Origin of the sequence: Nocardia sp. CA-290969 (assembly GCF_050936135.1) — a bacterium.
In the GTDB taxonomy this organism is placed as follows: Bacteria; Actinomycetota; Actinomycetes; order Mycobacteriales; family Mycobacteriaceae; genus Nocardia.
This window is the reverse complement of sequence record NZ_JBNJNJ010000001.1, coordinates 1,471,033-1,495,238: the sequence shown is the minus strand read 5'-3', so window position 1 is coordinate 1,495,238 and position 24,206 is coordinate 1,471,033. Positions and strand designations below refer to the sequence as shown.

At 68.9% G+C, this 24,206-nt stretch carries 19 protein-coding genes; 11 read left to right on the top strand and 8 right to left on the bottom strand.

Annotation, left to right across the window (positions count from 1 at the left end; genetic code table 11):
• Window positions 1-3: 3 nt before the first annotated feature.
• Genes ACQEVO_RS07035 through ACQEVO_RS07015 form a run of 5 tightly spaced genes read right to left on the bottom strand, consistent with a single transcriptional unit; the run spans window position 4 to window position 5,563 of the window.
• Window positions 4-1,257, bottom strand: a complete 1,254-nt coding sequence (locus ACQEVO_RS07035) for a cysteine desulfurase (RefSeq protein ID WP_432910057.1) — start codon at window positions 1,255-1,257, stop codon at window positions 4-6.
• 1 nt (window position 1,258) lies between these two features.
• Window positions 1,259-2,029 (bottom strand): Fe-S cluster assembly ATPase SufC, encoded by a 771-nt coding sequence (gene sufC, locus ACQEVO_RS07030; protein WP_432910055.1) that lies wholly within the window; start codon window positions 2,027-2,029, stop codon window positions 1,259-1,261.
• A gap of 41 nt (window positions 2,030-2,070) precedes the next feature.
• Entirely contained in the window at window positions 2,071-3,249 is a 1,179-nt protein-coding gene (gene sufD, locus ACQEVO_RS07025) for a Fe-S cluster assembly protein SufD (protein WP_432910052.1), read from the bottom strand.
• Window positions 3,249-4,685, bottom strand: coding sequence for a Fe-S cluster assembly protein SufB (gene sufB, locus ACQEVO_RS07020; RefSeq protein ID WP_432910050.1), 1,437 nt, complete (start codon window positions 4,683-4,685; stop codon window positions 3,249-3,251). Before sufB ends, sufD begins: the two co-directional genes overlap by 1 nt.
• The gene (locus tag ACQEVO_RS07015) at window positions 4,682-5,563 is read right to left on the bottom strand and encodes a helix-turn-helix transcriptional regulator (RefSeq protein ID WP_432922438.1); all 882 of its coding nucleotides are present in this window, start codon (window positions 5,561-5,563) and stop codon (window positions 4,682-4,684) included. The genes sufB and ACQEVO_RS07015 overlap by 4 nt, the downstream gene beginning before the upstream one ends.
• A 493-nt stretch (window positions 5,564-6,056) precedes the next feature.
• Between ACQEVO_RS07015 and mptB the strand changes: the two genes are divergently transcribed.
• The 4 genes from mptB (at window position 6,057) to ACQEVO_RS06995 (ending at window position 10,533) form a co-directional block, all read left to right on the top strand.
• Window positions 6,057-7,718, top strand: coding sequence for a polyprenol phosphomannose-dependent alpha 1,6 mannosyltransferase MptB (gene mptB, locus ACQEVO_RS07010; protein WP_432922435.1), 1,662 nt, complete (start codon window positions 6,057-6,059; stop codon window positions 7,716-7,718).
• Window positions 7,715-8,647 (top strand): ABC transporter ATP-binding protein, encoded by a 933-nt coding sequence (locus ACQEVO_RS07005; protein ID WP_432910047.1) that lies wholly within the window; start codon window positions 7,715-7,717, stop codon window positions 8,645-8,647. Before mptB ends, ACQEVO_RS07005 begins: the two co-directional genes overlap by 4 nt.
• A 58-nt stretch (window positions 8,648-8,705) precedes the next feature.
• Entirely contained in the window at window positions 8,706-9,497 is a 792-nt protein-coding gene (locus ACQEVO_RS07000; RefSeq protein WP_432910045.1) for an ABC transporter permease, read from the top strand.
• Between the two features lie 61 nt (window positions 9,498-9,558).
• Entirely contained in the window at window positions 9,559-10,533 is a 975-nt protein-coding gene (locus ACQEVO_RS06995) for a COX15/CtaA family protein (RefSeq protein WP_432910042.1), read from the top strand.
• Between the two features lie 134 nt (window positions 10,534-10,667).
• Here the strand turns inward: ACQEVO_RS06995 and ACQEVO_RS06990 are convergent, their stop codons facing one another.
• Both ACQEVO_RS06990 and ACQEVO_RS06985 read right to left on the bottom strand, forming a co-directional pair.
• Window positions 10,668-11,900, bottom strand: coding sequence for a PucR family transcriptional regulator (locus ACQEVO_RS06990; RefSeq protein WP_432910040.1), 1,233 nt, complete (start codon window positions 11,898-11,900; stop codon window positions 10,668-10,670).
• A gap of 154 nt (window positions 11,901-12,054) precedes the next feature.
• A complete protein-coding gene (locus ACQEVO_RS06985; RefSeq protein WP_432910037.1) occupies window positions 12,055-12,405 on the bottom strand; it encodes a hypothetical protein in 351 nt (116 codons plus the stop codon).
• Between the two features lie 108 nt (window positions 12,406-12,513).
• Here ACQEVO_RS06985 and ACQEVO_RS06980 point away from each other — a divergent pair, with 108 nt between their 5' ends.
• On the top strand, window positions 12,514-13,479 hold the full coding sequence (locus ACQEVO_RS06980; RefSeq protein WP_432910034.1) for a quinone oxidoreductase family protein: 966 nt from the start codon (window positions 12,514-12,516) through the stop codon (window positions 13,477-13,479).
• 71 nt (window positions 13,480-13,550) lie between these two features.
• Here the strand turns inward: ACQEVO_RS06980 and ACQEVO_RS06975 are convergent, their stop codons facing one another.
• Complete coding sequence (locus tag ACQEVO_RS06975) at window positions 13,551-14,540, bottom strand: heme o synthase (protein ID WP_432910031.1); 990 nt, start codon at window positions 14,538-14,540, stop codon at window positions 13,551-13,553.
• A gap of 398 nt (window positions 14,541-14,938) precedes the next feature.
• On the opposite strand from ACQEVO_RS06975, the gene tkt reads away from it, so the two are divergent.
• From tkt to ACQEVO_RS06945, 6 genes are all read left to right on the top strand, one after another.
• Window positions 14,939-17,080 (top strand): transketolase, encoded by a 2,142-nt coding sequence (tkt, locus tag ACQEVO_RS06970; RefSeq protein ID WP_432910028.1) that lies wholly within the window; start codon window positions 14,939-14,941, stop codon window positions 17,078-17,080.
• 6 nt (window positions 17,081-17,086) lie between these two features.
• Window positions 17,087-18,220 carry a transaldolase gene (tal, locus tag ACQEVO_RS06965; protein WP_432910025.1) on the top strand — a complete coding sequence of 378 codons (1,134 nt, stop codon included), beginning with the start codon at window positions 17,087-17,089 and terminating at the stop codon, window positions 18,218-18,220.
• 5 nt (window positions 18,221-18,225) lie between these two features.
• Entirely contained in the window at window positions 18,226-19,800 is a 1,575-nt protein-coding gene (gene zwf, locus ACQEVO_RS06960) for a glucose-6-phosphate dehydrogenase (protein ID WP_432910022.1), read from the top strand.
• Complete coding sequence (gene opcA / locus ACQEVO_RS06955; RefSeq protein WP_432910020.1) at window positions 19,797-20,711, top strand: glucose-6-phosphate dehydrogenase assembly protein OpcA; 915 nt, start codon at window positions 19,797-19,799, stop codon at window positions 20,709-20,711. Before zwf ends, opcA begins: the two co-directional genes overlap by 4 nt.
• Window positions 20,698-21,456, top strand: a complete 759-nt coding sequence (gene pgl, locus ACQEVO_RS06950) for a 6-phosphogluconolactonase (protein ID WP_432910017.1) — start codon at window positions 20,698-20,700, stop codon at window positions 21,454-21,456. The genes opcA and pgl overlap by 14 nt, the downstream gene beginning before the upstream one ends.
• 368 nt (window positions 21,457-21,824) lie before the next feature.
• Complete coding sequence (locus ACQEVO_RS06945; protein ID WP_432910016.1) at window positions 21,825-24,200, top strand: transketolase C-terminal domain-containing protein; 2,376 nt, start codon at window positions 21,825-21,827, stop codon at window positions 24,198-24,200.
• Window positions 24,201-24,206: the final 6 nt, after the last annotated feature.

The window sequence follows — 24,206 nt, the reverse complement described above, 5'->3', positions numbered from 1 at the left end:
GATCTAGGCAACCCCGAAGAAGCTCTGGGCCTTCCGCACCGCGGCGACCAGTTTCTCGACCTCGTCCACGGTGTTGTACAGCGCGAAGGAGGCACGAGCGGTCGCGGCGATCCCGAACCGCCGGTGCAGCGGCCACGCGCAGTGGTGCCCGACCCGGATGGCCACGCCCTCGTCGTCCAGGATCTGGCCCAGATCGTGCGCGTGGATCCCGTCGGCGAGGAAGGCCACCGCGCCACCGCGGTCGACGTTCTCGGTCGGCCCGACAATCCGGATACCGGGTATACCGCCCAGACCCTCCAGCGCCGCGTCGACGAGCGTGTGCTCGTGCGCGGCCACGGCGTCCATTCCGATATTCCGCAGGTACCGCACTGCGGCACCGAGCCCGATCACCTGGGAGGTCATCGGCACCCCGGCCTCGAACCGCTGCGGCGGCGGCGCGTAGGTGGTCGCCTCCATGGTGACCGTTTCGATCATGGAACCGCCGGTGATGAACGGCGGGGTCACCGTGAGCAGGTCCCGTTTGCCGTACAGCACACCCACACCCGACGGTCCGAGCATCTTGTGCCCGGAGAACGCGGCGAAGTCCACATCCAGGGCATGGAAGTCGACCGGTGCGTGCGGTACCGACTGGCAGGCGTCCAGCACCACCAGTGCACCGACAGCCCGGGCCCGGCGGACCAGTTCCGCGACGGGCGCCACCGCGCCGGTGACATTGGACTGGTGCGAGAAGGCGACAACCTTGGTGGCCGGCGAGAGTTCCAGCGACGACAGATCGATCCGGCCGTCCTCGGTGACTCCGTACCATCGCAGCGTCGCACCGGTCCGGCGGGCCAGTTCCTGCCAGGGAACCAGGTTCGCGTGGTGTTCGAGTTCGGTGATCACGATCTCGTCGCCGGGCCCCACGTGGTGCGGGAACCGTTCGTCGGCGAACGAGTACGTCACCAGGTTCAGCGATTCGGTGGCGTTCTTGGTGAATACGATCTCGTCGGCGTCGGCCCCCACGAATCCGGCGATCTCGGCGCGCGCGTCCTCGTAGGCGTCGGTGGCCTCCTCGGACAACTGGTGCGCACCGCGGTGCACCGCCGAATTGCTTTCGAGCAGAAACGCGCGTTCGGCGTCCAGCACCGCCAGCGGCCGCTGCGAGGTGGCACCGGAATCCAGGTACACCAGCGGCTTCCCGTCCCGGACCGTACGGTTCAGGATCGGGAAGTCGGCCCGGATCCGGGCGACGTCGAAAGCGGGGAGGGTCGCTGTCATATCACGCTCCGGCGGTGGCGGTCTGAGTGAACTTCACGTAGCCGTTGGCGTCCAGTTCTTCGGCGAGTTCCGCGCCGCCCTCGGCGACGATGCGGCCGCCCACGAAGACGTGCACGAACTGCGGCTGGATATAACGCAGGATGCGGGTGTAGTGGGTGATCAGCAGGACTCCGCCGTTCTCCCGCTCCTTGTAGCGGTTGACGCCCTCGGAGACGATGCGCAGCGCGTCCACATCCAGGCCGGAGTCGGTTTCGTCGAGGATGGCGATCTTCGGCTTCAGCAGGCCCAGCTGCAGGATTTCGTGCCGCTTCTTCTCGCCACCGGAGAAGCCCTCGTTCACACTGCGTTCGGCGAAGGCGGAGTCGATATCGAGTTCGTTCATCGACTCCTTCACCTCCTTGACCCAGTGGCGCAGCTTCGGCGCCTCGCCGCGCACGGCGGTGGCGGCGGTCCGCAGGAAGTTGGACATGGAGACCCCGGGAACCTCGACGGGGTACTGCATCGCCAGGAACAGGCCGGCGCGCGCCCGCTCGTCCACCGACATCTCCAGCACGTCCTCACCGTCGAGGGTGATCGAGCCGCTGGTGACGGTGTACTTGGGATGTCCCGCGATGGCGTAGGACAGGGTCGACTTCCCCGAGCCGTTCGGCCCCATGATGGCGTGGGTCTCACCGGATTTCACGGTGAGGTTCACACCTTTGAGGATCTTGACGGTGTCCCCGTCCGGGGTGGCGACCTCGGCGTGCAGGTCCTTGATTTCCAGGGTGGTCATGGGTTGCTGAATTCCTTCGGTGGCTGTGGCTGGGTGGTCGGTCAGACGCCGATCGCGGCGAGTTCGGCCTCGATGGCCGCCTCCAGCCGCTCGGCGACTTCGGGTACCCCGATTTTCTGGATGATCTCGTGGAAGAAACCGCGCACCACGAGACGACGTGCGGCGTCCTCGGGGATACCGCGTGCCCGGAGATAGAAGAGCTGTTCGTCGTCGAACCGGCCGGTCGCCGAGGCGTGCCCGGCGCCGACGATCTCACCGGTTTCGATTTCCAGGTTCGGCACCGAATCGGCGCGTGCCCCGTCGGTGAGCACGAGATTGCGGTTGATCTCGAAGGTGTCGGTGCCCTCGGCGGCGGCGCGGATCAGCACATCACCGACCCAGACCGTACGGGCGTCGCCCTTGCGCGACTCCGGATCGCCTTGCAGCGCGCCCTTGTACAGCACGTTCGACTTGCAGTGCGGGACGGCGTGATCGACCAGCAGGCGCTGTTCGAAGTGCTGGCCGGCGTCGGCGAAGTAGAGGCCGAGCAGTTCGGCGTCGCCGCCCGGTCCGGCGTAACGGACGGTGCCGGTGAGCCGCACCAGATCGCCACCCAGCGTGACAGCGGTATGCCGCAGGACCGCGTCGCGGCCCAGGTTGGCGTAGTGGGCGGTGGCGTGCACGACATCGTCGGCCCAGTCCTGCACCGCGACGACGGTGAGTTTGGCGCTGTCCCCGAGGACGAATTCGATGTTCTCGGCGTAGGTTCCGCTGCCGCGCTGGTCGATGACGACCGTCGCGACGGCGAATTCGGCCAGCCGCACCTGCAGATGCCCGTAGGCCGTCTTTCCTTCGCCGGGGCCGGTGATCCGCACGACGACGGGCTCGGCGACCTCGGTCTCCTTGCCCACCGAAACAATCGTGGCCTGCTCGAACCCGGAGTACGCCTGGGCCGCGACCCGATCCGCCGGGGTGCCGCCCTCGCCCAGCCGGGCGTCGTCGCGACCCACGGTCTCGACGGTCACGCCCGGGACGTCGGTCACCTCGACACCGGCCTGTCCATCCGCGGTGGCGGTGCCGTTGTGCAGACCGCGCAGCCGGCGCAGCGGGGTGAACCGCCAGGCCTCGTCCTTACCGGACGGGATCTCGAAGGCGTTCACATCGAAGGACGTGAACACCTCGCCCTTGTTGATCGCCGGTGTGCGAGCCTCGGCGGCCTCGGCAACGTTCTCCACTGCCATCAGCCGACGGCTCCTTCCATCTGCAGTTCGATCAGGCGATTGAGCTCGAGCGCGTACTCCATCGGAAGTTCCTTGGCGATCGGCTCGACGAAGCCGCGCACGACCATCGCCATCGCCTCGTCCTCGGTCATCCCGCGGCTCATCAGGTAGAACAGCTGGTCTTCCGATACCTTCGACACCGTCGCCTCGTGACCCATCGTCACGTCGTCCTCACGGATATCGACGTACGGGTAGGTATCGGAGCGGCTGATCGTATCGACCAGCAGCGCATCGCATTTCACGGTCGACTTCGAGCCGTGCGCGCCCTTGTTCACCTGGACCAGGCCGCGGTAGGAGGCCCGGCCGCCGCCGCGCGCCACCGACTTGGAGACGATGGTCGAGGAGGTGTGCGGAGCCAGGTGCACCATCTTGGCGCCGGTGTCCTGATGCTGGCCCTCGCCGGCGAACGCCACCGAGAGCACCTCGCCCTTGGCGTGCTCACCGGTCATCCACACGGCCGGGTACTTCATGGTGACCTTGGAGCCGATATTGCCGTCGATCCACTCCATGGTCGCGCCCGCCTCGGCCTTGGCCCGCTTGGTGACCAGGTTGTAGACGTTGTTCGACCAGTTCTGGATGGTGGTGTAGCGGCAGCGGCCACCCTTCTTCACGATGATCTCGACCACGGCCGAATGCAGCGAATCCGATTTGTAGATCGGCGCGGTGCAGCCCTCGACGTAGTGCACGTAGGCGTCCTCGTCGACGATGATCAGCGTGCGCTCGAACTGGCCCATGTTCTCGGTGTTGATCCGGAAATAGGCCTGCAGCGGAATATCGACGTGCACACCCGGCGGGACGTAGATGAACGAACCACCCGACCACACCGCGGTGTTCAGCGCGGAGAACTTGTTGTCACCGGCCGGGATGACGGTGCCGAAGTACTCGCGGAAGATCTCCGGATGCTCCTTCAGCGCCGTATCGGTGTCGAGGAAGATCACGCCCTGCTGTTCCAGATCCTCGCGGATCTGGTGGTAGACGACTTCGCTCTCGTACTGTGCGGCGACGCCCGAGACCAGCCGCTGCTTCTCCGCCTCCGGGATACCCAGCTTGTCGTAGGTGTTGCGGATGTCCTCGGGCAGGTCTTCCCAGCTCTCGGCCTGCTTCTCGGTCGAGCGCACGAAGTATTTGATGTTGTCGAAGTCGATTCCGTCGAGGTTGGAACCCCAGTTCGGCATCGGCTTGCGGTCGAAGATGCGCAGCGCCTTGAGCCGGTTCTCCAGCATCCACGACGGCTCGCTCTTCTTGTCCGAGATATCGCGAACGACCTCTTCGGACAGACCCCGCTGCGCGCTGGCGCCCGCCACGTCCGAGTCGGCCCAGCCGTAGCCGTACTTACCCAGTGAGGCAATGGCCTCCTCCTGGGTGAGCGGTGGCACCTGGTCGGTGGTGGTCGTCATTCGGCACTCCTTCCGGAGTCGTTCGTTGCGTCCGTTGCGGGCTGTGCAACGGCTGATGGTGAAGCGTTGTCGGGGCGGACCGTGGTGGGGGTGGGCAGGACCGTCAGCGGTACGTGGGTGGTGCAGGCACAGTCACCGTTGGCGATGGTGGCCAGCCGCTGCACATGGGTTCCGAGGACCTCCCGGAACGCATCGAGTTCGGCCTCGCACAGCTCCGGGAACTCCTCGGCGACATGGGAAACCGGGCAGTGGTGCTGGCAGATCTGCACGCCCGCGCCCACCCGGCGGGTACTCGCGGCGAAACCCGCGTCCGTGAGGGCGGTGGCGATCTCCTCGGCTTTCGCCGCGGTGCCGTTGCGATCGGCGCCATCTGCCGGTTCCGCGGGCAATGCCTCGATACCGTCGACCAGTGTGCGCGCCCGTTTGCGCGCGAATTCGGTGACCGCGGCTTCGCCACCGATCTCCCGCAGCTGCCGGATGGCCGCACCGGCCAGATCGTCGTAGGCGTGCCCGAGCGTGCCCCGCCCGGCGGCCGTGAGCTGGTACTGCTTGGCCGGGCGGCCGCGGCCCTTCTGCTGCCAGGGCGCCGAGCGGCCCGCCCGCGCCTGACCCGACTCGATCAGTGCGTCCAGATGCCGGCGTACCCCCGCCGGCGCCAGGCCCAGGGTCCGGCCGATGGCAGTCGCGGTGATGGGCCCTTCCTCCAGCAGCAGACGGACGATCGCGGCGCGTGTGTGCCCCTCGGTTCCGGGCACGCCGACGGACCCGGTACCGGCACGCTGACCAGCCCTTTCGTCCACATTCGGCAAACCCACAGTTTTCACAACATCAGTGTGGCGGAATTCGTTCCCGAAATCTAATAAGGGTGCCCTGACCAGGGGGGTCGTGACCGACCCGCACGTTGCGGTGAAGAACGGAAATCCCCTGCTCCACCGAGAAAGTACCGCTCACCTCGGCTCCCACCGATTCATCGAGTGATCTGCTTCACTCCACCGGACCGGCATTCGACCGGCGGCTCGGCGCCGCAGGTGTTTGCTGCCCGGCTGCGCAGTGGCGGTCACGGCCCACCGCCGGGAGCACGGCCCGCGGGCACGGACCGGCTCGGGCACCCTGCGCTGCCCGTTGCCGCCGGGAGAATACCGGAGTCGCTACGCCGGGTAGGCGGTAGCTGGACAATGCCTCGACCCGCCGTCCACGGGACGGGCCGGGACTCGACGGCAGTCCCGCGGGCCCGGTGCGGCGACGCGGTACCCGATGTGCCGCGGGCCGGGGTCCGCGGGCGACTCCGGCGAACTAGTGTCGATGGCCGTGGCAGGACAGACAGGCGCCCCGGGCGCATCGGCGGCGTCGCGCGCGCAGCGGGCACGGAAACTGGTGCGGCGTGCGCTCGGGCTGGATGTGCCGGCCCCGGATCACACCATCGCGGTACTGCACAGCGACGAATCCGAGGTGCCGGGTCTCGATCGGCGCGAGCGCCGGCAACTGGACCGGATCCGGTTGCTGGGCGCCACCGGGACCGTCCTGATGGCGATCAGCGCGCTCGGTATCGGCGCCCAGCCGGTGCATCAGAACCCCACCTCGGGGATGCGGGTGCTGGGTATCTTCGCGCGGGCCCACACCGGTTCACTGGCCATGTGCATGGTCGGGACGGTCACCGTGGTGCTCGCCTGGCTGCTGCTCGGCCGGTTCGCGGTGGGCGGCTTCGGCGGATCGCCGCGGCACCGGCTCACCCGGCGTCAGCTGGACCGCACGCTGCTGCTGTGGATCATCCCGCTCTGTGTCGCACCGCCCATGTTCAGCAACGATGTGTACTCCTATCTCGCGCAGAGCGAGATCGCGGCGCGCGGTATAGATCCCTATCTGGAGGGACCCGTCGCGGGGCTGGGGATCGACAATGTGCTCACCAACAACGTGCCGAACATCTGGCGCGAGACCCCGGCGCCGTACGGGCCGCTGTTCCTGTGGATCGGGCACGGTATCGCCGGGATCACCGGTGACAACATCCTGGCCGGGGTGTGGGTGCACAGGCTGCTGGCCCTGGTGGGCGTCGCGCTGATCGTCTGGGCGCTGCCGCGGCTGTCGATGCGCTGCGGGGTCGCGCCGGTGAGCGCCCTGTGGCTGGGGGTCGCCAATCCGCTGGTGCTGTTCCATCTGGTCGGCGGCGTGCACAACGACGCGCTGATGCTCGGCCTGATGCTGGCCGGGCTGGAGTTCATGTTGCGCGCGATCCACGGACTGCCCGGTGACGCGGGGCCGCCGCTGCTGGACGCGCGCGGCTGGGGGCTGCTCATCGGCGGGGCGGTCACCATCAGCCTGTCCTCGTCGGTCAAGGTCACCTCGATCATCGCGCTGGGATTCGCCGGGATGGCGCTGGCGCGACGCTGGGGGCCGGGGATACGGCCGGTACTCGCGGCCGCGGCACTGCTCGGTGTGGTCGCGGCGGTGACGACCCTGGTGATCAGTACCGCCAGCGGGCTCGGATTCGGCTGGCTGAACACCCTGAACACGGCCAGTGCGGTGCGCAGCTGGATGTCGCTGCCGACGGCGCTGGGAATCGTCACCGGTTTCGGTGGCGTCCTGCTCGGCCTGGGCGATCACACCACCGCACTGTTGAGCATCACCCGCCCGATCGCCGCGGTGGTGGCCGGTTTCATCACCGTGCGCATGCTCATCGCGACCTGGACCGGCCGTATTCATCCGGTGGGCGCGCTCGGGGTGTCGCTCGGCGCGATCGTGCTGCTGTTCCCGGTGGTCCAGCCGTGGTACCTGCTGTGGGCGATCGTGCCCATGGCCGCCTGGGCGACCCGGCCGGTGTTCCGGATTCCGGCCATCGGGATCTCCGCGGTGGTCAGTGTGATCCTCATGCCGCGGGGTGCCGATCTCGAGGTGTTCCAGATCGTGGGGTCCGCGGTCGCCACCGTGATCGTGTCCGTGCTGTTCATCGTGGTCACCCGTAACGCCTTGCCGTGGCGGGCGCCGGAGGGGGTGTCGGCCCCGTCACAGCCGGCCGGGGCATACGGTGTGACCTCGTGACCGCTTCCCGTGTACCCGCCGTCCAGGTGGACCACGTCGCCAAAAAATACGGCGAAACCGTCGCGGTGGACGGTATCGGTTTCACCGTCGAACCGGCGCAGGTATTCGCCCTGCTCGGTCCGAACGGGGCCGGCAAGACCACCACGGTGGAGATGTGCGAAGGCTTCGTGCGCCCCGACGCCGGGACCGTCCGGGTACTCGGCCTGGATCCGCTCGCCGATTCCGAACGGCTACGACCGCGGATCGGGGTGATGCTGCAGGGCGGCGGCGCGTACCCCGGGGCCCGCGCCGGGGAGATGCTCGACCTGGTCGCCTCGTATTCGGCGAATCCGCTGGACCCCGACTGGTTGCTGGATGTGCTGGGGCTCGCCGACAGCCGGCGCACCCCGTACCGCCGGCTCTCCGGTGGCCAGCAGCAGCGGCTGTCGCTGGCGTGCGCGCTGGTGGGCCGGCCGGAGATCGTCTTCCTCGACGAACCGACCGCGGGGATGGACGCCCAGGCCCGGATCCTGGTGTGGGAGTTGATCGATGCCCTGCGCCGCGACGGGGTGAGCGTGCTGCTGACCACCCATCTGATGGACGAGGCCGAGGAACTCGCCGATCAGCTGGTGATCATCGACCACGGACGCGTCGTCGCCTCGGGCACGCCCGCGGAGGTGACCGCGCACGGTGCGGCCGGTCAGTTGCGTTTCGCCGCGCCACCGCGCCTGGATCTGGAACTGTTGCAGCGGGCGCTCCCCGAAGGCTTCGCGCCCACCGAGACCAGCCCCGGCTCCTATCTGGTGGAGGGTGAGATCAACCCGCAGGTGCTGGCCACCGTGACGGCGTGGTGTGCGCGGGTGAACGTGCTGGCCACCGATATCCGCATCGATCAGCGCCGGCTCGAGGATGTTTTCCTGGAACTCACCGGACGGGATCTGCGCCCATGACGCGATTCCGCGAGACCGGCCCGCGCGCACCACTTCCGGTGGCTCCGAAGGAGGTCTTGTGACCAAGCCGGACGTTTCGGCGAATCGGTTCGAACCCGGAACCTTCGCTCCCGGCCCGCGGCCGGCCGGGCGGGCCGCCATGTTGTTCGCGCAGACGCGTCTCGATCTGGTGCTGCTGCTGCGCAACGGCGAGCAGTTGCTGCTCACCATGTTCATCCCGATCACCCTGCTCATCGGGCTGGCGCTGCTGCCGTTCGGCGATATGGGCCCGGACAAGATCGACAAGATCGTGCCGGCCGTGATGATGGTGGCCGTCATGTCGACCGCGTTCACCGGTCAGGCGATCGCGGTCGGATTCGACCGGCGCTACGGCGCGCTCAAGCGACTGGGCGCCACTCCCCTGCCACGCTGGGGCATCGTCGCCGGGAAGAGCGGCGCGGTTCTGCTGGTGGTGATCCTGCAGGCAGTGCTGCTCGGACTGATCGGGGTCGCGCTGGGCTGGCGGCCGAGTCCCGCCGGGCTCGCGCTGGGCGCGCTGCTGATCGCGCTGGGCACCGCCACCTTCGCGGCGATGGGGCTGCTGCTGGGCGGCACGCTGAAGGCCGAGGTCGTGCTCGCGCTGGCCAATATCCTCTGGTTCGTCATGCTGGGTATCGCCAGCGTGGTGTTCGCCTCCGAGGAGTTGCCCGAGATCGTGCACACTCTCGTGCGGCTGGTGCCCTCGGGTGCCCTGGCGGTCGCCCTGGAACACGCACTCGGCGGCGGTGTCGACTGGCTGGGTGTCGTGGTCCTGCTGGTCTGGGGCACCGTCGCCGGCCTCCTCGCCGCCCGCTGGTTCCGCTTCGAGTGAGCACGACACGTTGTAGTAGTCCGGGTGCGGAGGCGATCCGGACGCCCGCTACCATCGTGACGTGCTCTATCGCGCATTCCTGCGAGTCGTGGACCGGCTCCCCCTGCCCTCCCGGCGCGCCCAGCTGCTGATCGCCCTGGCGGTACTCGGCTCTCAGGCCGGGATCGCGGTGACCGGTGCGATCGTGCGGGTCACCGCCTCCGGGCTCGGCTGCCCCACCTGGCCGCAGTGTTTCCCCGGTAGCTTCACCCCGGTCGGGGTGTCGGAGGTGCCGGGAATCCATCAGGCGGTGGAGTTCGGCAACCGGATGCTCACGTTCGCGGTGACGTTGTGTGCCGCGCTCATCGTGCTCGCGGTGACCCGCGCCCGGCGGCGCCGGGAGGTCCTGGTCTATGCCTGGCTCATGCCCGCCGGCACGGTGCTGCAGGCGATCATCGGCGGGATCACCGTGTTGTCCGGACTGCTGTGGTGGACCGTCGCCCTGCACCTGCTGGCCTCGATGCTCATGGTGTGGGTGGCCGCGGTGATGTGCGCGAAGGTCGCCGCGCCGGACGACGGTGTCGATACGGTCCGGACGCCGGCGCCCCTGCGATGGCTCACCGCGCTGAGCGGTGTGGCGCTGGCGGGCGTGCTGGTCGCGGGCACACTGGTCACCGCCGCCGGTCCACATGCCGGGGACAAGAGCATCGACCGCCCGGTGGCCCGCCTCGAAATCGAGATCACCACCCTGGTGCATCTGCATTCGCAGTTGCTGATCGGGTATCTGGCCCTGTTGATCGGACTGGGTTTCGGCCTGTACGCCACCGGTATCACGAAGCCGGTCCGGGATCGCTATTTCGTCCTGATCGGCCTTGTCCTGTCGCAATCGCTGGTAGGGGTGGTGCAGTACTTCACCGATGTCCCCGCAGCCCTGGTGGCGATCCACGTCGGTGGCGCGGCACTGTGCACCGCCGCCACCGCGACCCTGTGGGCCTCACTGCGCACCCGCGAACCCCTCCCGGTCAGCGCGCCGCAGCCCGATACACAGCCGGCCTGACCCGCCGGCAAGCAGGCGTGCGCCGGTGGCCGCGCCCCTCCCTGCGGGCGACCACCGGATGAAGCGAGCGGCAGCCGGGACCGCATACCTGCGGAGTCCGTAGGCATCCCGCCCGTTCGCCGGTGGTACGGCGTTCAGGCGTCGGCGGGACGCGTCCGATAGCTGCGGGCGACCAGCGCCGAGGTCAGATACCACAGTCCGGTGGGTATCGCCGGGTCGTAGCCGGTGAGCACGCGCACCCGTTTGAGCCGGTAGTCCAGGGTGTTGGTGTGCATATGCATGAGCCGGGCGGTGCGCTGCCGGTTGAAGTTGTTCGCGATGTGCTGGCGCAACGTTTCCAAGAGCTCGGGATGTTCGTCGAGCGGATCCAGGATGGCGCTGAGATGCTCCCGGGCGGGGCCGGGCCGGGTGATCTGGAATTCCAGGGCGAGATCGGAGAACCGGTGCAGTCCGCCGCCGTCGGTGATGCGCGAGACGATATCGAGCAGTTCGTGGGCGCGGTCGGTGGCGCCGGGGATATCGGCGGTGTCCGCGGTGACCAGGGTGGCGGTGATCGCGACCTGCGCGGCCTCCGACAACCGGCTGATGAGTTCGTCGAGGGATTCGTCCGGGAACGCGTGCGCGGGCAGCAGCACCGTGCCGCCGTCGATGCTGAGCAGCGACAACGCCCGCTCCCCGCAGCTACGCGCCAGTTCGGCCTGCACCCGGCGCAATTTGCGCCGGGCCACGATCCGGCCGTCCACCTGCGGTGCGGATTCGTCCGGATGCGGCGGCAGCGCCAGCGCCAGCACCTGATACGACTCGGCGATCTCGATCCCGCATTCGCGCGCCATGGTGGCGGTGCTGTGCCCGCCCAGCAGCGCGGAGGTCAGGGTGTGCACGGCGGTGTGGTGCTCGGAGACCACCCCGCGGTATTCGCCCACGTAGGCCAGGGCGACCTGCGAGGTGATCGTGTCGATGATTTCCAGCATCCGGCGGGCGGTCGCCACCAGCGTGGCCGAATCGGCCGGACCGGCGGTGGACAGGATGCGATCGAACCCGAGTTTGAAGCCCTCGTGGATGGCGTGGTTGATGGTGTCGATCGGGATACCCTCGCGGGCCCATTCGGCCGCGGCCTCGCGAACCTTCTCGATCTCCTGCGGGAGTTCACGGCCGTCGAGGCCGCTGAGGGTGAGTTCGAGGCACAGGCGGGTCACCGCGGTGACATCACCCTGTAGCGCATCGCCGGGCAGCGTCCCGCAGGGCGCCACGTTCTCGACGAAATGGCCGACCATCTGACGAGAGAGGGACGACACATCGCGTAGATGGTTCGAAATCGGACGGCCGGACACCGTAAGTCGGGTACGGGTCGGACTACTGACCGTCATATCGGCTCCTTCTACCCCCGGGCTGACGCTCGAGCCCTAACGGTAGCGCGAAGCTGTTACTCGCCAGTAGGTTTTGGCCGGGAATCTGTTTTCGCTACCTGACGCGCGGGCCGGCGGCCTGTGAGTACGCACAGACCGGCGCGCCCGCGACCGCTCATCGCTCGTTACGCGCCTGGGGGAAGCGGGTCTGCTTTGCAACCCAGCCGGCCATCTTCGCCCAGTGCCCGGCGCGCGGCGTGGTCTTGGCCACCAGGTCCCGCTCCCAGCCGTCCGCGGCGGTCAGCCCGTCCACGGCGTCGATCACGGCCTGTGCGGTGGCGGTATCGGCGACCATCCGGTCGCCCAGCACGCCGTCGGCGCCGACCAGCGTGATCCGGACACCCCGGCGGCCCACCGGCTGCGGTACGGCCTCGGCCGAACCGCCGTGCGCGGCGACGAATTTGCGTACCGAATCGACGATCGCCTTGGGCGCGCGAACGGTGGCGGTAGCGGTCTCTGCACTCATATCCCGGAGTTTACCGGCGAGTAGGACCGCGCTCCGGCGCACACCCGCCCGGGCCGTCGACCGGACCCGCGTACTCGCCGGCGCGGCGCAGGTGTAGAACTGTGGACCATGCGCGCCATCCAGGTAGACCGGCACGGTGGTCCGGAGGTACTGGCCCTCACCGAGGTTCCCGACCCGTCGCCCGGGCCGAACCAGCTCTCGGTCGAGGTCGACGCCATCGGTGTCAATTTCATCGATACGTATTTCCGCACCGGCACCTACCCGAGACCGCTGCCGTATATCCCCGGTTCCGAGGGGACCGGTGTGGTCACCGAAATCGGGGCCGATGTCACCGCGTTCGCCGTGGGCGACCGGGTGGCCTGGGCCGCCGGGCCCAGCAGCTACGCGCCACGCACGGTGATCGACGAGGCGGTCGCGGTCGCGGTGCCGGAAGGCGTCGATCCGCCCGTCGCGGCCTCGGCGCTGTTGCAGGGGATGACCGCCCACTATCTGATCGAATCCGTCTACCGGCCCGAGCCGGGTGAGACCGTCCTGGTCCATGCGGGCGCGGGCGGCGTCGGCCTGCTGCTCACCCAATTGGCGGCAGCCCGCGATATCCGGGTGATCACCACCGTGTCCTCGGACGAGAAAGAGGCCCTTTCCCGCGGCGCGGGCGCCTGGGAAGTGCTGCGCTACGGTGACGATCTCGCCGACCGGGTCCGCGAACTGACCGGCGGTACCGGAGTCGCCGCGGCCTACGACGGCGTCGGTGCGGCCACCTTCGACGCCAGCCTCGCCTCGTTGCGCATCCGCGGCATGCTCGCATTGTTCGGCGCGGCCAGCGGCCCCGTCCCGCCCGTGGATCTGCAGCGGTTGAACGCGGCGGGTTCGGTATTCGTGACCCGGCCGAATATCGCCCACTACACCCGTGATCGCGCCGAATTGGATTGGCGCGCCGGCGATATCTTCGAAGCCGTCGCCGACGGTTCGCTCACCGTCCGGATCGGCGCGACCTATCCGCTCGCCGACGCCGAGCAGGCGCACCGGGACCTGGAAAGCCGCAGGACGACCGGTTCGATCGTCCTGCTGCCCTGACGGTGACACCGGGCGCGCTCAGTAGTCGCGCCCGGTCACCCAGCGCGCGGCCGAACCGGCTACCGCCGTGATCAGCCGAAGAAGACGTCGCCGAGCGTGGTCCAGCCGAGGACCGAATCGACGGCCAGACCGCAGAACACCACCGCCAGGTAGTTGTTCGACTGCAGGAACAGGCGCAGTGGCTTCACCGATTCGCCCCGCCGCACACCCGCATAGAGCTGATGCGCCATGAGGAGGAACCAGGCGCCGGCGACCAGCGCCACCGCGGCGTAGATCACCCCCGTCGCCGGGACCAACGCGAGGGTGGTGAGCACCGTGAGCCAGGTGTAGATGACGATCTGCTTGGTGACGGTCTGTTCGGTGGCCACCACCGGCAGCATCGGTACCCCGGCCGCGCGGTAGTCCTCCTTGTAGCGCATGGCCAGCGCCCAGGTGTGCGGTGGGGTCCAGAAGAAGATCACGCCGAACAGGGCCAGCGCAGGCCAGCCGATGGTCCCGGTCACCGCCGACCAGCCGACCAGCGCGGGCATACAGCCGGCGGCCCCGCCCCAGACCACGTTCTGCGAGGTCCGGCGTTTCAGGCCGAGTGTGTAGACGAAAACGTAGAACAGGATGGTCGCGACCACCAGCACACCGCTGAGCAGGTTCGCCTGCCACCACAACCACGCGAACGAGCCGATCCCCAGGGCGACGCCGAACACGAAGGCGTGCGAGGTGGGCACCGCGTCGCGGGCCAGCGGACGCTTGGCGGTCCGCTTCATCACCTTGTCGATATCGGCATCGGCCACGCAGTTCAGCGTGTTCGCGCTCGCCGCGCCCATCCAGCCGCCGAACAGGGTGGCCAGGATGAGCCGGATATCGACGTGACCGCGGTCGGCCAGCAGCATGGTGGGAATGGTGGCGACCAGCAGCAGTTCGATCACTCGCGGTTTGGTGAGCGCGATATAGGCCAGCGGCCGGCGGGCGATCCGGGCGAGTGCCGCGCTGCCGAGGACGCGGTCCGCGGGTGCCGGCGCGGAATCGTGGGCGCCGCCGACCCCCGTGTCATGACCGATCCGCACTGTCTCTCCTCGCACACTGTCAACGGACGCAGCCGGACCCCGACACGCTCACAGCCACACCGGCCGGAGCGGAGCCGGAGGCCGCTGCGCATCGCATCCGGTTCGCGGGCGAGCAGCGCGCGGCTGCGACGCGGCTACTACTACACACGATGGTAGACCCACGACCCGTACGCCCCGCCGCTCGCCCCTGCGACCTCGCGCACACTCCTGCCGACAACGACCCGGACATGCCTGCGGGACCGGCGCGTCCGGCTTGGCCGGGGGTCGTGCACGAGGGCGGCCCGGCGCATCTAGGGTATGAGGGTGTATGCGGCGTCACCGTCATCCCGCCGTACCCGGTCCGCCGCCCTGCCCGCCACCTTTTTCGACGCCTCGAAAATGTCAGGAGAAACACGGTCGTGTCAGTGACAGACGACATCCGCGCCCTCACCCAGCCGAACCTCCCGGACGACTGGACCGATCTGGACACCAAGGCCGTCGATACGGTCCGCGTCCTGGCCGCCGACGCCGTCCAGGCGGCGGGCAACGGCCACCCGGGCACCGCGATGAGCCTGGCTCCGCTGGCGTACACGCTGTTCCAGCGCACCATGCGGCACGACCCCGCCGACCCGGAATGGGTCGGGCGCGACCGGTTCGTGCTCTCCTGCGGACACTCCAGCCTCACCCTCTACATCCAGCTGTACCTGGCCGGTTTCGGGCTGGAACTCGACGATCTGAAGAACCTGCGTAAATGGGGTTCGCTGACCCCGGGTCACCCGGAGTACCGGCACACCAAGGGAGTGGAGATCACCACCGGCCCGCTGGGCCAGGGCCTGGCGTCGGCGGTGGGTATGGCGATGGCGGCCCGTCGCGAACGCGGCCTGTTCGATCCGGAGGCCGCGACCGGCACCAGCCCGTTCGACCATCACATCTACGTGATCGCCTCCGACGGGGATATGGAGGAGGGCGTCACCTCCGAGGCCTCCTCGATCGCGGGCACCCAGCAGCTGGGCAACCTGGTGGTGATCTACGACGACAACAAGATCTCCATCGAGGACGACACCACCATCGCGTTCACCGAGGATGTCGCGGCCCGCTACGCGGCCTACGGCTGGCATGTCCAGGTGGTGGAGGGCGGCGAGGATGTCGTCGCGATCGAGGCCGCGCTGGCGGCGGCGAAGGCCGAAACCGGTAAACCCTCGCTGATCCTGCTGCGTACCATCATCGGTTACCCGGCCCCGAACAAGATGAACACCGGCGCCGCGCACGGCGCCGCTCTGGGCGCCGACGAGGTGGCCGCCACCAAACGCGCCCTCGACTTCGACCCCGAGCAGAGCTTCCAGGTCGCCGACGAGGTCATCGCGCATACCCGCAAGGCCGCCGAGCGGGGGGCGAAGGCCCACGCCGACTGGACCGTCGACTTCGATGCCTGGGCCCAGCGCGTCCCGCAGGGCAAGGCGCTGTTCGACCGGCTGTTCAACGGTCAACTGCCCGCGGGCTGGACCGACAACCTGCCCACCTGGGAACCGGATGCGAAGGGCCTGGCCACCCGGAAGGCCTCGGCCAAGGTGCTCGCCGCTGTCGGCCCGGCGCTGCCGGAGCTGTGGGGCGGTTCGGCCGACCTGGCCGAATCCAACAACACCACCATCCCGGATTCGCTGAGCTTCGGCCCCGAATCCATCTCCACCGGAATGTGGAAGGCGAGCCCGTACGGCCGCACCCTGCATTTCGGGGTCCGCGAGCACGCGATGGGGTCGATCCTCAACGGCATCGCGTTGCACGGCCCCACCCGCCCCTACGGCGGCACCTTCCTGGTGTTCAGCGATTACATGCGCCCGGCGGTGCGGCTGGCCGCACTCATGCGGGTACCGGTGACCTACGTCTGGACCCACGACTCCATCGGCCTCGGCGAGGACGGCCCGACCCACCAGCCGATCGAACATCTCGCCGCGCTGCGCGCCATCCCCGGCCTGTCGGTGGTGCGCCCCGGTGACGCCAACGAAACCGCCTACGCCTGGCGCACCGTGATCGAGAAGCACAGCGGTAAGCACAACTCGCCGTTCGTCTCCAGCGATGCCGTCGGTACCGGTGGGCCGGCCGCGCTGGCGCTGACCCGCCAGGATCTGCCGGTGCTCGAGGGCACCAGCCTGGAAGGTGTGTCGAAGGGCGGTTACATCCTCGCGGAGGCGTCCACCGGCGTGCCGCAGGTGATTCTCATCGGCACGGGATCCGAGCTCCAGCTCGCGGTCGCCGCGCGCACTACGCTGGAGGAGCAGGGCATCGGCACCCGGGTGGTCTCGATGCCGTGCGTGGAATGGTTCGACGCGCAGGACAAGGCGTATCGCGACGAGGTGCTGCCGCCGGCGGTGGCCGCGCGGGTCGTGGTCGAAGCCGGTATCGCCATGCCGTGGCACCGGTTCACCGGCGACGCGGGCGAGATCGTGTCGATCGAGCATTTCGGCGCCTCGGCCGATTACAAGACCTTGTTCCGCGAGTTCGGCTTCACGCCGGAGGCTGTCGTGGCCGCTGCGCAGCGCACGCTCGACAATGTGAAGGGATAAGGGTTCATGGCACAGAACGAGAACGTCGCCGCCCTGGCCGCGGCCGGGGTGTCGGTGTGGCTGGACGATCTGTCACGCGATCGGATCAATTCCGGCAACCTCGCCGAACTGATCGCCACCCGCGGGGTCGTCGGGGTCACCACCAACCCGACCATCTTCCAGGGCGCCCTCAGCAAGGGGCACGCCTACGACGAACAGGTCCGGGAGCTGGCTGCCCGGGGCGCCGATACCGAGGCCGCGATCCGCACCATCACCACCGACGATGTCCGCGCGGCCTGTGATGTGCTGGCCCCGGTGTTCGAGCAGACCGGCGGCGTGGACGGCCGGGTCTCCATCGAGGTCGATCCGCGGCTGGCCTTCGACGCCGACAAGACGGTGGCCCAGGCGGTCGAGCTGTGGAAGATCGTCGACCGGCCGAACCTGTTCATCAAGATCCCGGCCACCGAGGCGGGCCTGCCCGCGATCACCGCGGTCATCGAGCAGGGCATCAGCGTCAACGTGACGCTGATCTTCTCGGTGGAGCGGTACCGCTCGGTGATGGGCGCCTACCTGGACGGTCTGCGCAAGGCGCGGGTCGCCGGGCAGGATCTGGCCAAGATCCATTCGGTGGCGTCGTTCTTCGTCTCCCGGGTGGATTCCGAGATCGATAAGCGGCTCGAGGCGATCGGTACCCCGGAAGCCCTGGCGCTGCGCGGTAAGGCGGGCGTGGCCAACGCCCGGCTGGCCTACGCCGAGTACCTGGACGTCTTCGGTTCCGGCGGTGCGCACGCCTCGACCTACAGCCATCTGGCTTCTGCGGGCGCGAACCGGCAGCGGCCGCTGTGGGCCTCGACCGGCGTGAAGAACCCCGACTACCCCGATACGCTCTACGTCACCGAACTGGTCGCCGCGAATACGGTGAACACGCTGCCGGAGAAGACGCTCGAGGCGGTAGCCGATCACGGTGAGGTTCGTGGGGACACGATCTCCGGAACCGCCGACGAGGCGGCCGGGGTCTTCGCACAGCTCCGGGAAGCGGGTATCGATCTCGACGATGTCTTCGCCGTACTCGAACGCGAGGGCGTGGACAAGTTCGAGAAGTCCTGGCAGGAACTGCTCGAGGCCACCACAGCCGAACTGCAGGCAGCAGGAGGTAACTGACCCCGATGGCCGGCGCTCCGGAGAGCACAGAGACGGCATCCGGCACCGCGTGGCGTAATCCGCTGCGCGACAGCCGGGACAAACGGATTCCGCGTATCGCGGGCCCGTGCAGCATGGTGATCTTCGGCGTCACCGGAGATCTCTCCCGGCGCAAGCTCATGCCGGCCATCTACGACCTGGCGAACCGGGGGCTGCTGCCCCCGGGATTCGCGTTGGTCGGTTTCGCCCGCCGGGAGATGTCGGACGGGGATTTCGGCGATATCGTGCACGAGGCCGTGCGCGCGCATTCGCGGACCCCGTTCCGCCAAGAGGTGTGGGACCACCTCGCCGAGGGTTTCCGGTTCGTCCAGGGCACTTTCGAGGACGACGAGGCGTTCGCCCACCTCGCCGAAACCCTGGCACACCTGGACGCCGAACGCGGCACCGGCGGTAATCACGCCTTCTACCTGTCGATTCCGCCCGATTCCTTCCCGGTCGTGCTCGACCAGTTGCACCGGCACCGGCTCACCAGCCGGCATTCCGAGCACGGGCCGGCGCCGTGGCGGCGGGTGGTGATCGAGAAACCGTTCGGACACGATCTGGCCAGCGCCCGAGAACTCAACGCGCTGGTGAACCGGGTGTTCCCGGAAGAGACCGTGTTCCGCATCGACCACTATCTCGGCAAGGAGACGGTGCAGAACATCCTGGCGCTGCGTTTCGCGAACCAGCTGTTCGACCCGATCTGGAACGCCAACTACGTCGACCACGTACAGATCACCATGGCCGAGGACATCGGCCTGGGCGGCCGGGCCGGCTACTACGACGGCATCGGCGCCGCTCGCGATGTGATCCAGAACCATCTGCTGCAACTGCTCGCGCTCACCGCCATGGAGGAGCCGATCAGCTTCGAACCGCGGCAGTTGCAGATGGAGAAGATCAAGGTCCTGTCCGCCACGAAACTGGTGGAACCCCTCGACGAGACCACCGCCCGCGGGCAGTACGCGGCCGGCTGGCAGGGCGGCCAGGAAGTGGTCGGACTGCTCGACGAGGAAGGTTTCGACCCCCAGTCGCGGACCGAGACGTATGCCGCACTGACCCTCGAGGTCGATACCCGGCGCTGGGCGGGGGTTCCGTTCTATCTGCGGACCGGTAAACGGCTGGGCCGGCGGGTCACCGAGATCGCGGTGGTGTTCAAACGGGCCCCGCATCTGCCGTTCGACCAGACCATGACCGAGGAACTCGGCGAGAACGCCCTCGTCATCCGGGTCCAGCCGGACGAGGGCATCACCATGCGGTTCGGTTCGAAAGTGCCCGGCTCGTCCATGGAAGTCCGGGACGTGAACATGGATTTCAGCTACGGCGAATCGTTCACCGAATCCTCGCCGGAAGCCTACGAACGGCTGATCCTCGACGTGCTGCTCGGCGAACCCTCCCTCTTCCCGGTCAATGCGGAGGTCGAATTGTCCTGGCGCATCCTCGATCCCGTGCTCGCCCACTGGGCGTCCGACGGGAAACCCGAACAGTACGAGGCCGGGACCTGGGGCCCGGATTCCGCCGCCGAGATGCTGGCCCGCACGGGCCGGGAATGGCGGCGGCCGTGATCATCGATATTCCCGACACCACCACCGGTGCCGTCACCAAACGCCTGGTGCAGCTGCGTGAGAGCAACGGCGTGATCACCATGGGCCGGGTGCTGACGCTGGTCGTGTGCACCCTGGACAGTTCCGAGGCCGAGGAGGCGATCGACGCCGCCAACGATGCCAGCCGCGAACACCCCTGCCGGGTGGTCGTCCTGGCGCGCGGCGACCGTTTCGCGCCGACCCGGCTCGACGCGCAGATCCGGGTGGGCGGCGACGCCGGTGCCGCCGAGGTGATCGTGCTGCGCCTACAGGGCGAGTTGATCAGCCACGAGAGCAGCGTGGTCATTCCCTTCCTGCTGCCGGACACCCCGGTGGTGGCGTGGTGGCCGCGGGGTGCGCCGGAGTTCCCGTCCAAGGATTCGGTCGGGCGGCTGGCGACCCGGCGCATCACCGATGCCACCTTCGCCCCGGACCCACAGGCCACCATCAAGAAACGCCAGGGTTCCTATGCGGTGGGCGATTCCGATCTGGCGTGGAGCCGGATCACCTACTGGCGGGCGCTGCTCGCGGCCGCCATGGACGAGCCACCGCACGAGCCGGTGGAATCGGTGACGGTATCGGGCCTGCGCGAGGAACCGGCCCTGGACATTCTGGCGGGCTGGCTCGCCGGGCGGCTCGACTGCCCGGTGTACCGCAAGACCGGAGAGCTGAAGGTCGAACTGCGCCGGCCGACGGTGTCGATCGCCATCGCCCGCCCGCAGACGGGGGTCACCGCGACGCTGACCCGCACCGGCGAGCCCGAACAACGGATCGCCTTGGCCCGCCGCGAAACCCGTGACTGCCTGGCGGAGGAGCTGCGCCGCCTGGACGCCGACGAGATCTACGCCGAAGCGCTGGCCGGAATCGAAAGGGTGACCTATGACCACCAGTAGTGACGCGACCTCCCCCGCCGCCACCGTCGACGTCCACCCCGACAGCGATGCGCTGACCACGGCCGCTGCCCGGCGGTTCGTCGAGGTCGTGGTCGCGGCGCAGGCCGAACGCGGTAGCGCGTCGGTGGTGCTGACCGGTGGCGGAACGGGGATCACGCTGCTGGAGAAGGTCCGCACCGAACCGGGCGGTATCGACTGGTCGAAACTCGACATCTTCTGGGGGGACGAGCGTTTCGTTCCCGCGGGCGATCCCGAACGCAACGAAGGCCAGGCGCATCGGGCCCTGCTCGACCACGTTCCCGTGGACCCCGCCCGCGTGCACATCGTCGCCACCTCCGACGGCGAGTACCCGGATCCGGTCGAGGCGGCCGCCGAATACGCCACCGCGGTCCGCGCCCACCTGGCCGCGCACGGCGGTTTCGACCTGCATCTGCTGGGGATGGGCCCCGACGGCCATATCAATTCCCTGTTCCCCGGGCATGCCGACGCCATCGGGGAGCAGCACGAACCAGCGGTCGCGGTGACCGATTCCCCCAAACCGCCCCCGGTCCGGGTCACCCTGACCTATCCGGCGATCCGCCGATCCCGGCATGTGGTCCTCGTGGTCTCGGGCGCGAACAAGGCCGAACCCGTCGCGGCCGCGCTGGCCGGCGCCGACCCGCTCGATATCCCCGCTGCGGGTGCTCACGGCACGGAGTCCACCACCTGGATTCTGGACCGGGACGCGGCCGCCGCGCTGCGCTGAACCGGCCGTCGAGCGCGGCGCAGTCGTTGCCGGCGCAACGCACCACCCGCATGCGTGCCACCGCAGGGCCCGAGCGTGATCACCGGATCCGCGCTCGACGTCACATCGCCCCCGCTCACGGCGCCGGGCAGTTCCTGCTCGTCCCGCTTATCCGCCACATCGCCGACGGCGGCCGACCGACTACACCGGGCGCCCGCTCGGGGCGGAGCGCTGAAGTCGCTACCGGGACCGACATCCCCCGCGATTCCGGCGGGAGGCTCGGTGCGTCGTGCCGAATCGGCGCGCCGTGGAAAGCATCCGCGACTTGCCGCGGCGGAACAACGGAAGCTCCGGGTCACTCGACTTAGGCTCGTCAGGGTGAGGGTCCGGTGAATATCGACGAAGCCGAACAACGATTCCGTGCCGAGATCGCGGAACTGCGTCCGGCTGCGGCAAGTGCGCGCGAACGAGCACCCGGACCCGGACTCACCGACACCGACTGGCTCGACCTGTTCACCGCGCAGGTGCTGAGCAGGCAGGCCGATCTGGCGGCCCGGCGGCTCGGCGCGAGCGGGCGGGGGTACTACAGCATCGGGTCGTCCGGTCACGAGGGCAATGTCGCGCTGGCCGCCGCGAGCCGGGTCACCGATCCGCTACTGCCGCACTACCGTTCCGGTGCGCTGTTCCTCGAGCGGGTACGCCGCGCCGGGGGCCTGGATCCCGTGCGGGATCTACTGCTGGGGGTGGTCGCCGCGGCCGCGGACCCGATCTCCGGCGGCCGGCACAAGGTGTTCGGTAGCGCCGCGGCCCACATCATTCCGCAGACCTCGACCATCGCCTCCCACCTGCCCCGCGCCGTGGGCCTCGCGTTCGCGATCGACCGCGCCGCCCGGCTCGGTCTCGCCTGCCCGTGGCCGCGGGATGCCGTGGTGCTGTGTGGTTTCGGTGATGCGTCGGCCAACCATTCGACCGCCGCCGGTGCGATCAACACGGCGGTGCACACGGCGTATCTGGGTGTGCCGGTTCCGGTGCTGTTCGTCTGCGAGGACAACGGGATCGGCATCAGTGTCCCGACGCCGCCGGGGTGGATCGAGCACGCCTACGGTCATCGGCCGGGTCTGCGCTATTTCGCCGCGGACGGTTGCGACCTCCGCGATACTGTCGCCACCGCCACCGCTGCCGTCGGGTGGGTCCGCGAGAATCGGCGGCCCGCATTTCTGCGTTTGCGTACTGTCCGGTTGTTCGGGCACGCCGGTTCCGATGTGGAAACCGCCTATCGCGACAGCGCCGCGATTGCCGCCGACCTGGCATGCGACCCGGTCACCGCCACCGCGCGGCTGCTGATCACCACGGGCTTGTGCAGTCCGCGGGAAGTACTCGACCACTACGACAGACTGGCCGGGCAGGTGGCCGCCACGGCGGATGCTGTGTGCCGGGAACCGAAGCTCGGCTCGGCGGCAGCGGTGATCGCGTCCCTTGCGCCGGACCACCCCGAGTCAGTGCGCGCCGACGTCGTACGCCCGGTCCCGCCGAGGGCACCGGTGGGCGCCGATTCGCCGGCGGACCCGGCCGTGCACACAACAACGGACCGTGTCCCGGCCGACGGTCGTGAGACGGTCCGCGCAACCGTCGACCGGTCCGCCCCGGCCGTCGGCCCCGTGCCGATGGCGGTCGCGCCCGATAGGAAGGCCACGCCGGCCGGAACTCGCCACGGACCGATCGAGGAGGCATCGGCAAATGCGGTGACCGTGGCGCAGGCCCTCAACCGGACGCTCGCCGATCTGCTCGCCCGCGACCCCGATGTCCTGGTTTTCGGTGAGGACGTCGCGCGCAAAGGCGGCGTGTACGGGGTCACGAAGGGGCTGCGTAGCCGATTCGGCGGGCGACGGGTGTTCGATACCCTGCTCGACGAGCAGAGCATTCTCGGTACTGCCCTCGGCGCCGGTCTTGCGGGTTTCGTTCCCGTCCCGGAAATCCAGTATCTGGCCTACGTGCACAACGCACTCGACCAGTTGCGCGGCGAGGCGGCCACCCTGTCGTTCTTCTCGGCGGGCCGCTACCGCAATCCGATGGTCGTGCGGATCGCCGGATACGGCTACCAGAAGGGGTTCGGCGGGCATTTCCACAACGACAATTCCGTGGCCGCGTTGCGCGATATCCCCGGGATCGTGGTGGCCTCCCCATCCCGCCCGGACGACGCGGCGGCCGTACTCCGCACCTGCGTCTCGGCGGCCCGGGTGGACGGCCGGGTCTGTGTCCTCCTCGAACCCATTGCGCTGTATCACACCCGCGACCTGTACGAACCCGGCGACGAGCAGTGGGCGACACCCCTCACCGGCACCCACGTCCCCATCGGGCAGGCCAGGGTATACGGCGAGGGCACCGATCTGACGATCGTGGCCTTCGCCAATTCCGTTCCGATGAGCCTGCGAGTCGCCCGGCGGCTCGCCCAGCGCGGGGTCGGCACCCGGGTTCTCGATCTCCGCTGGCTGTCCCCGCTCCCCCGCGAGGATCTGCTGCGGCATGCCGAAGCCACCGGCCGCGTCCTGATCGCCGACGAAACCCGGCGCAGCGGCGGGGTCGGCGAATCGGTGTGCGCGGCACTGGTGGACGCCGGGTTCACCGGCGCCCAGTCCCGGGTGACCAGTGCGGACAGTTTCGTCCCCCTCGGTCCGGCCGCCGCGTCGGTCCTGCTGAGCGAAGCCGATATCGAAGCATCCGCCCACCGGTTGATCGCCGGCACCGGACATCCCGGACTCGGGTGAATCATC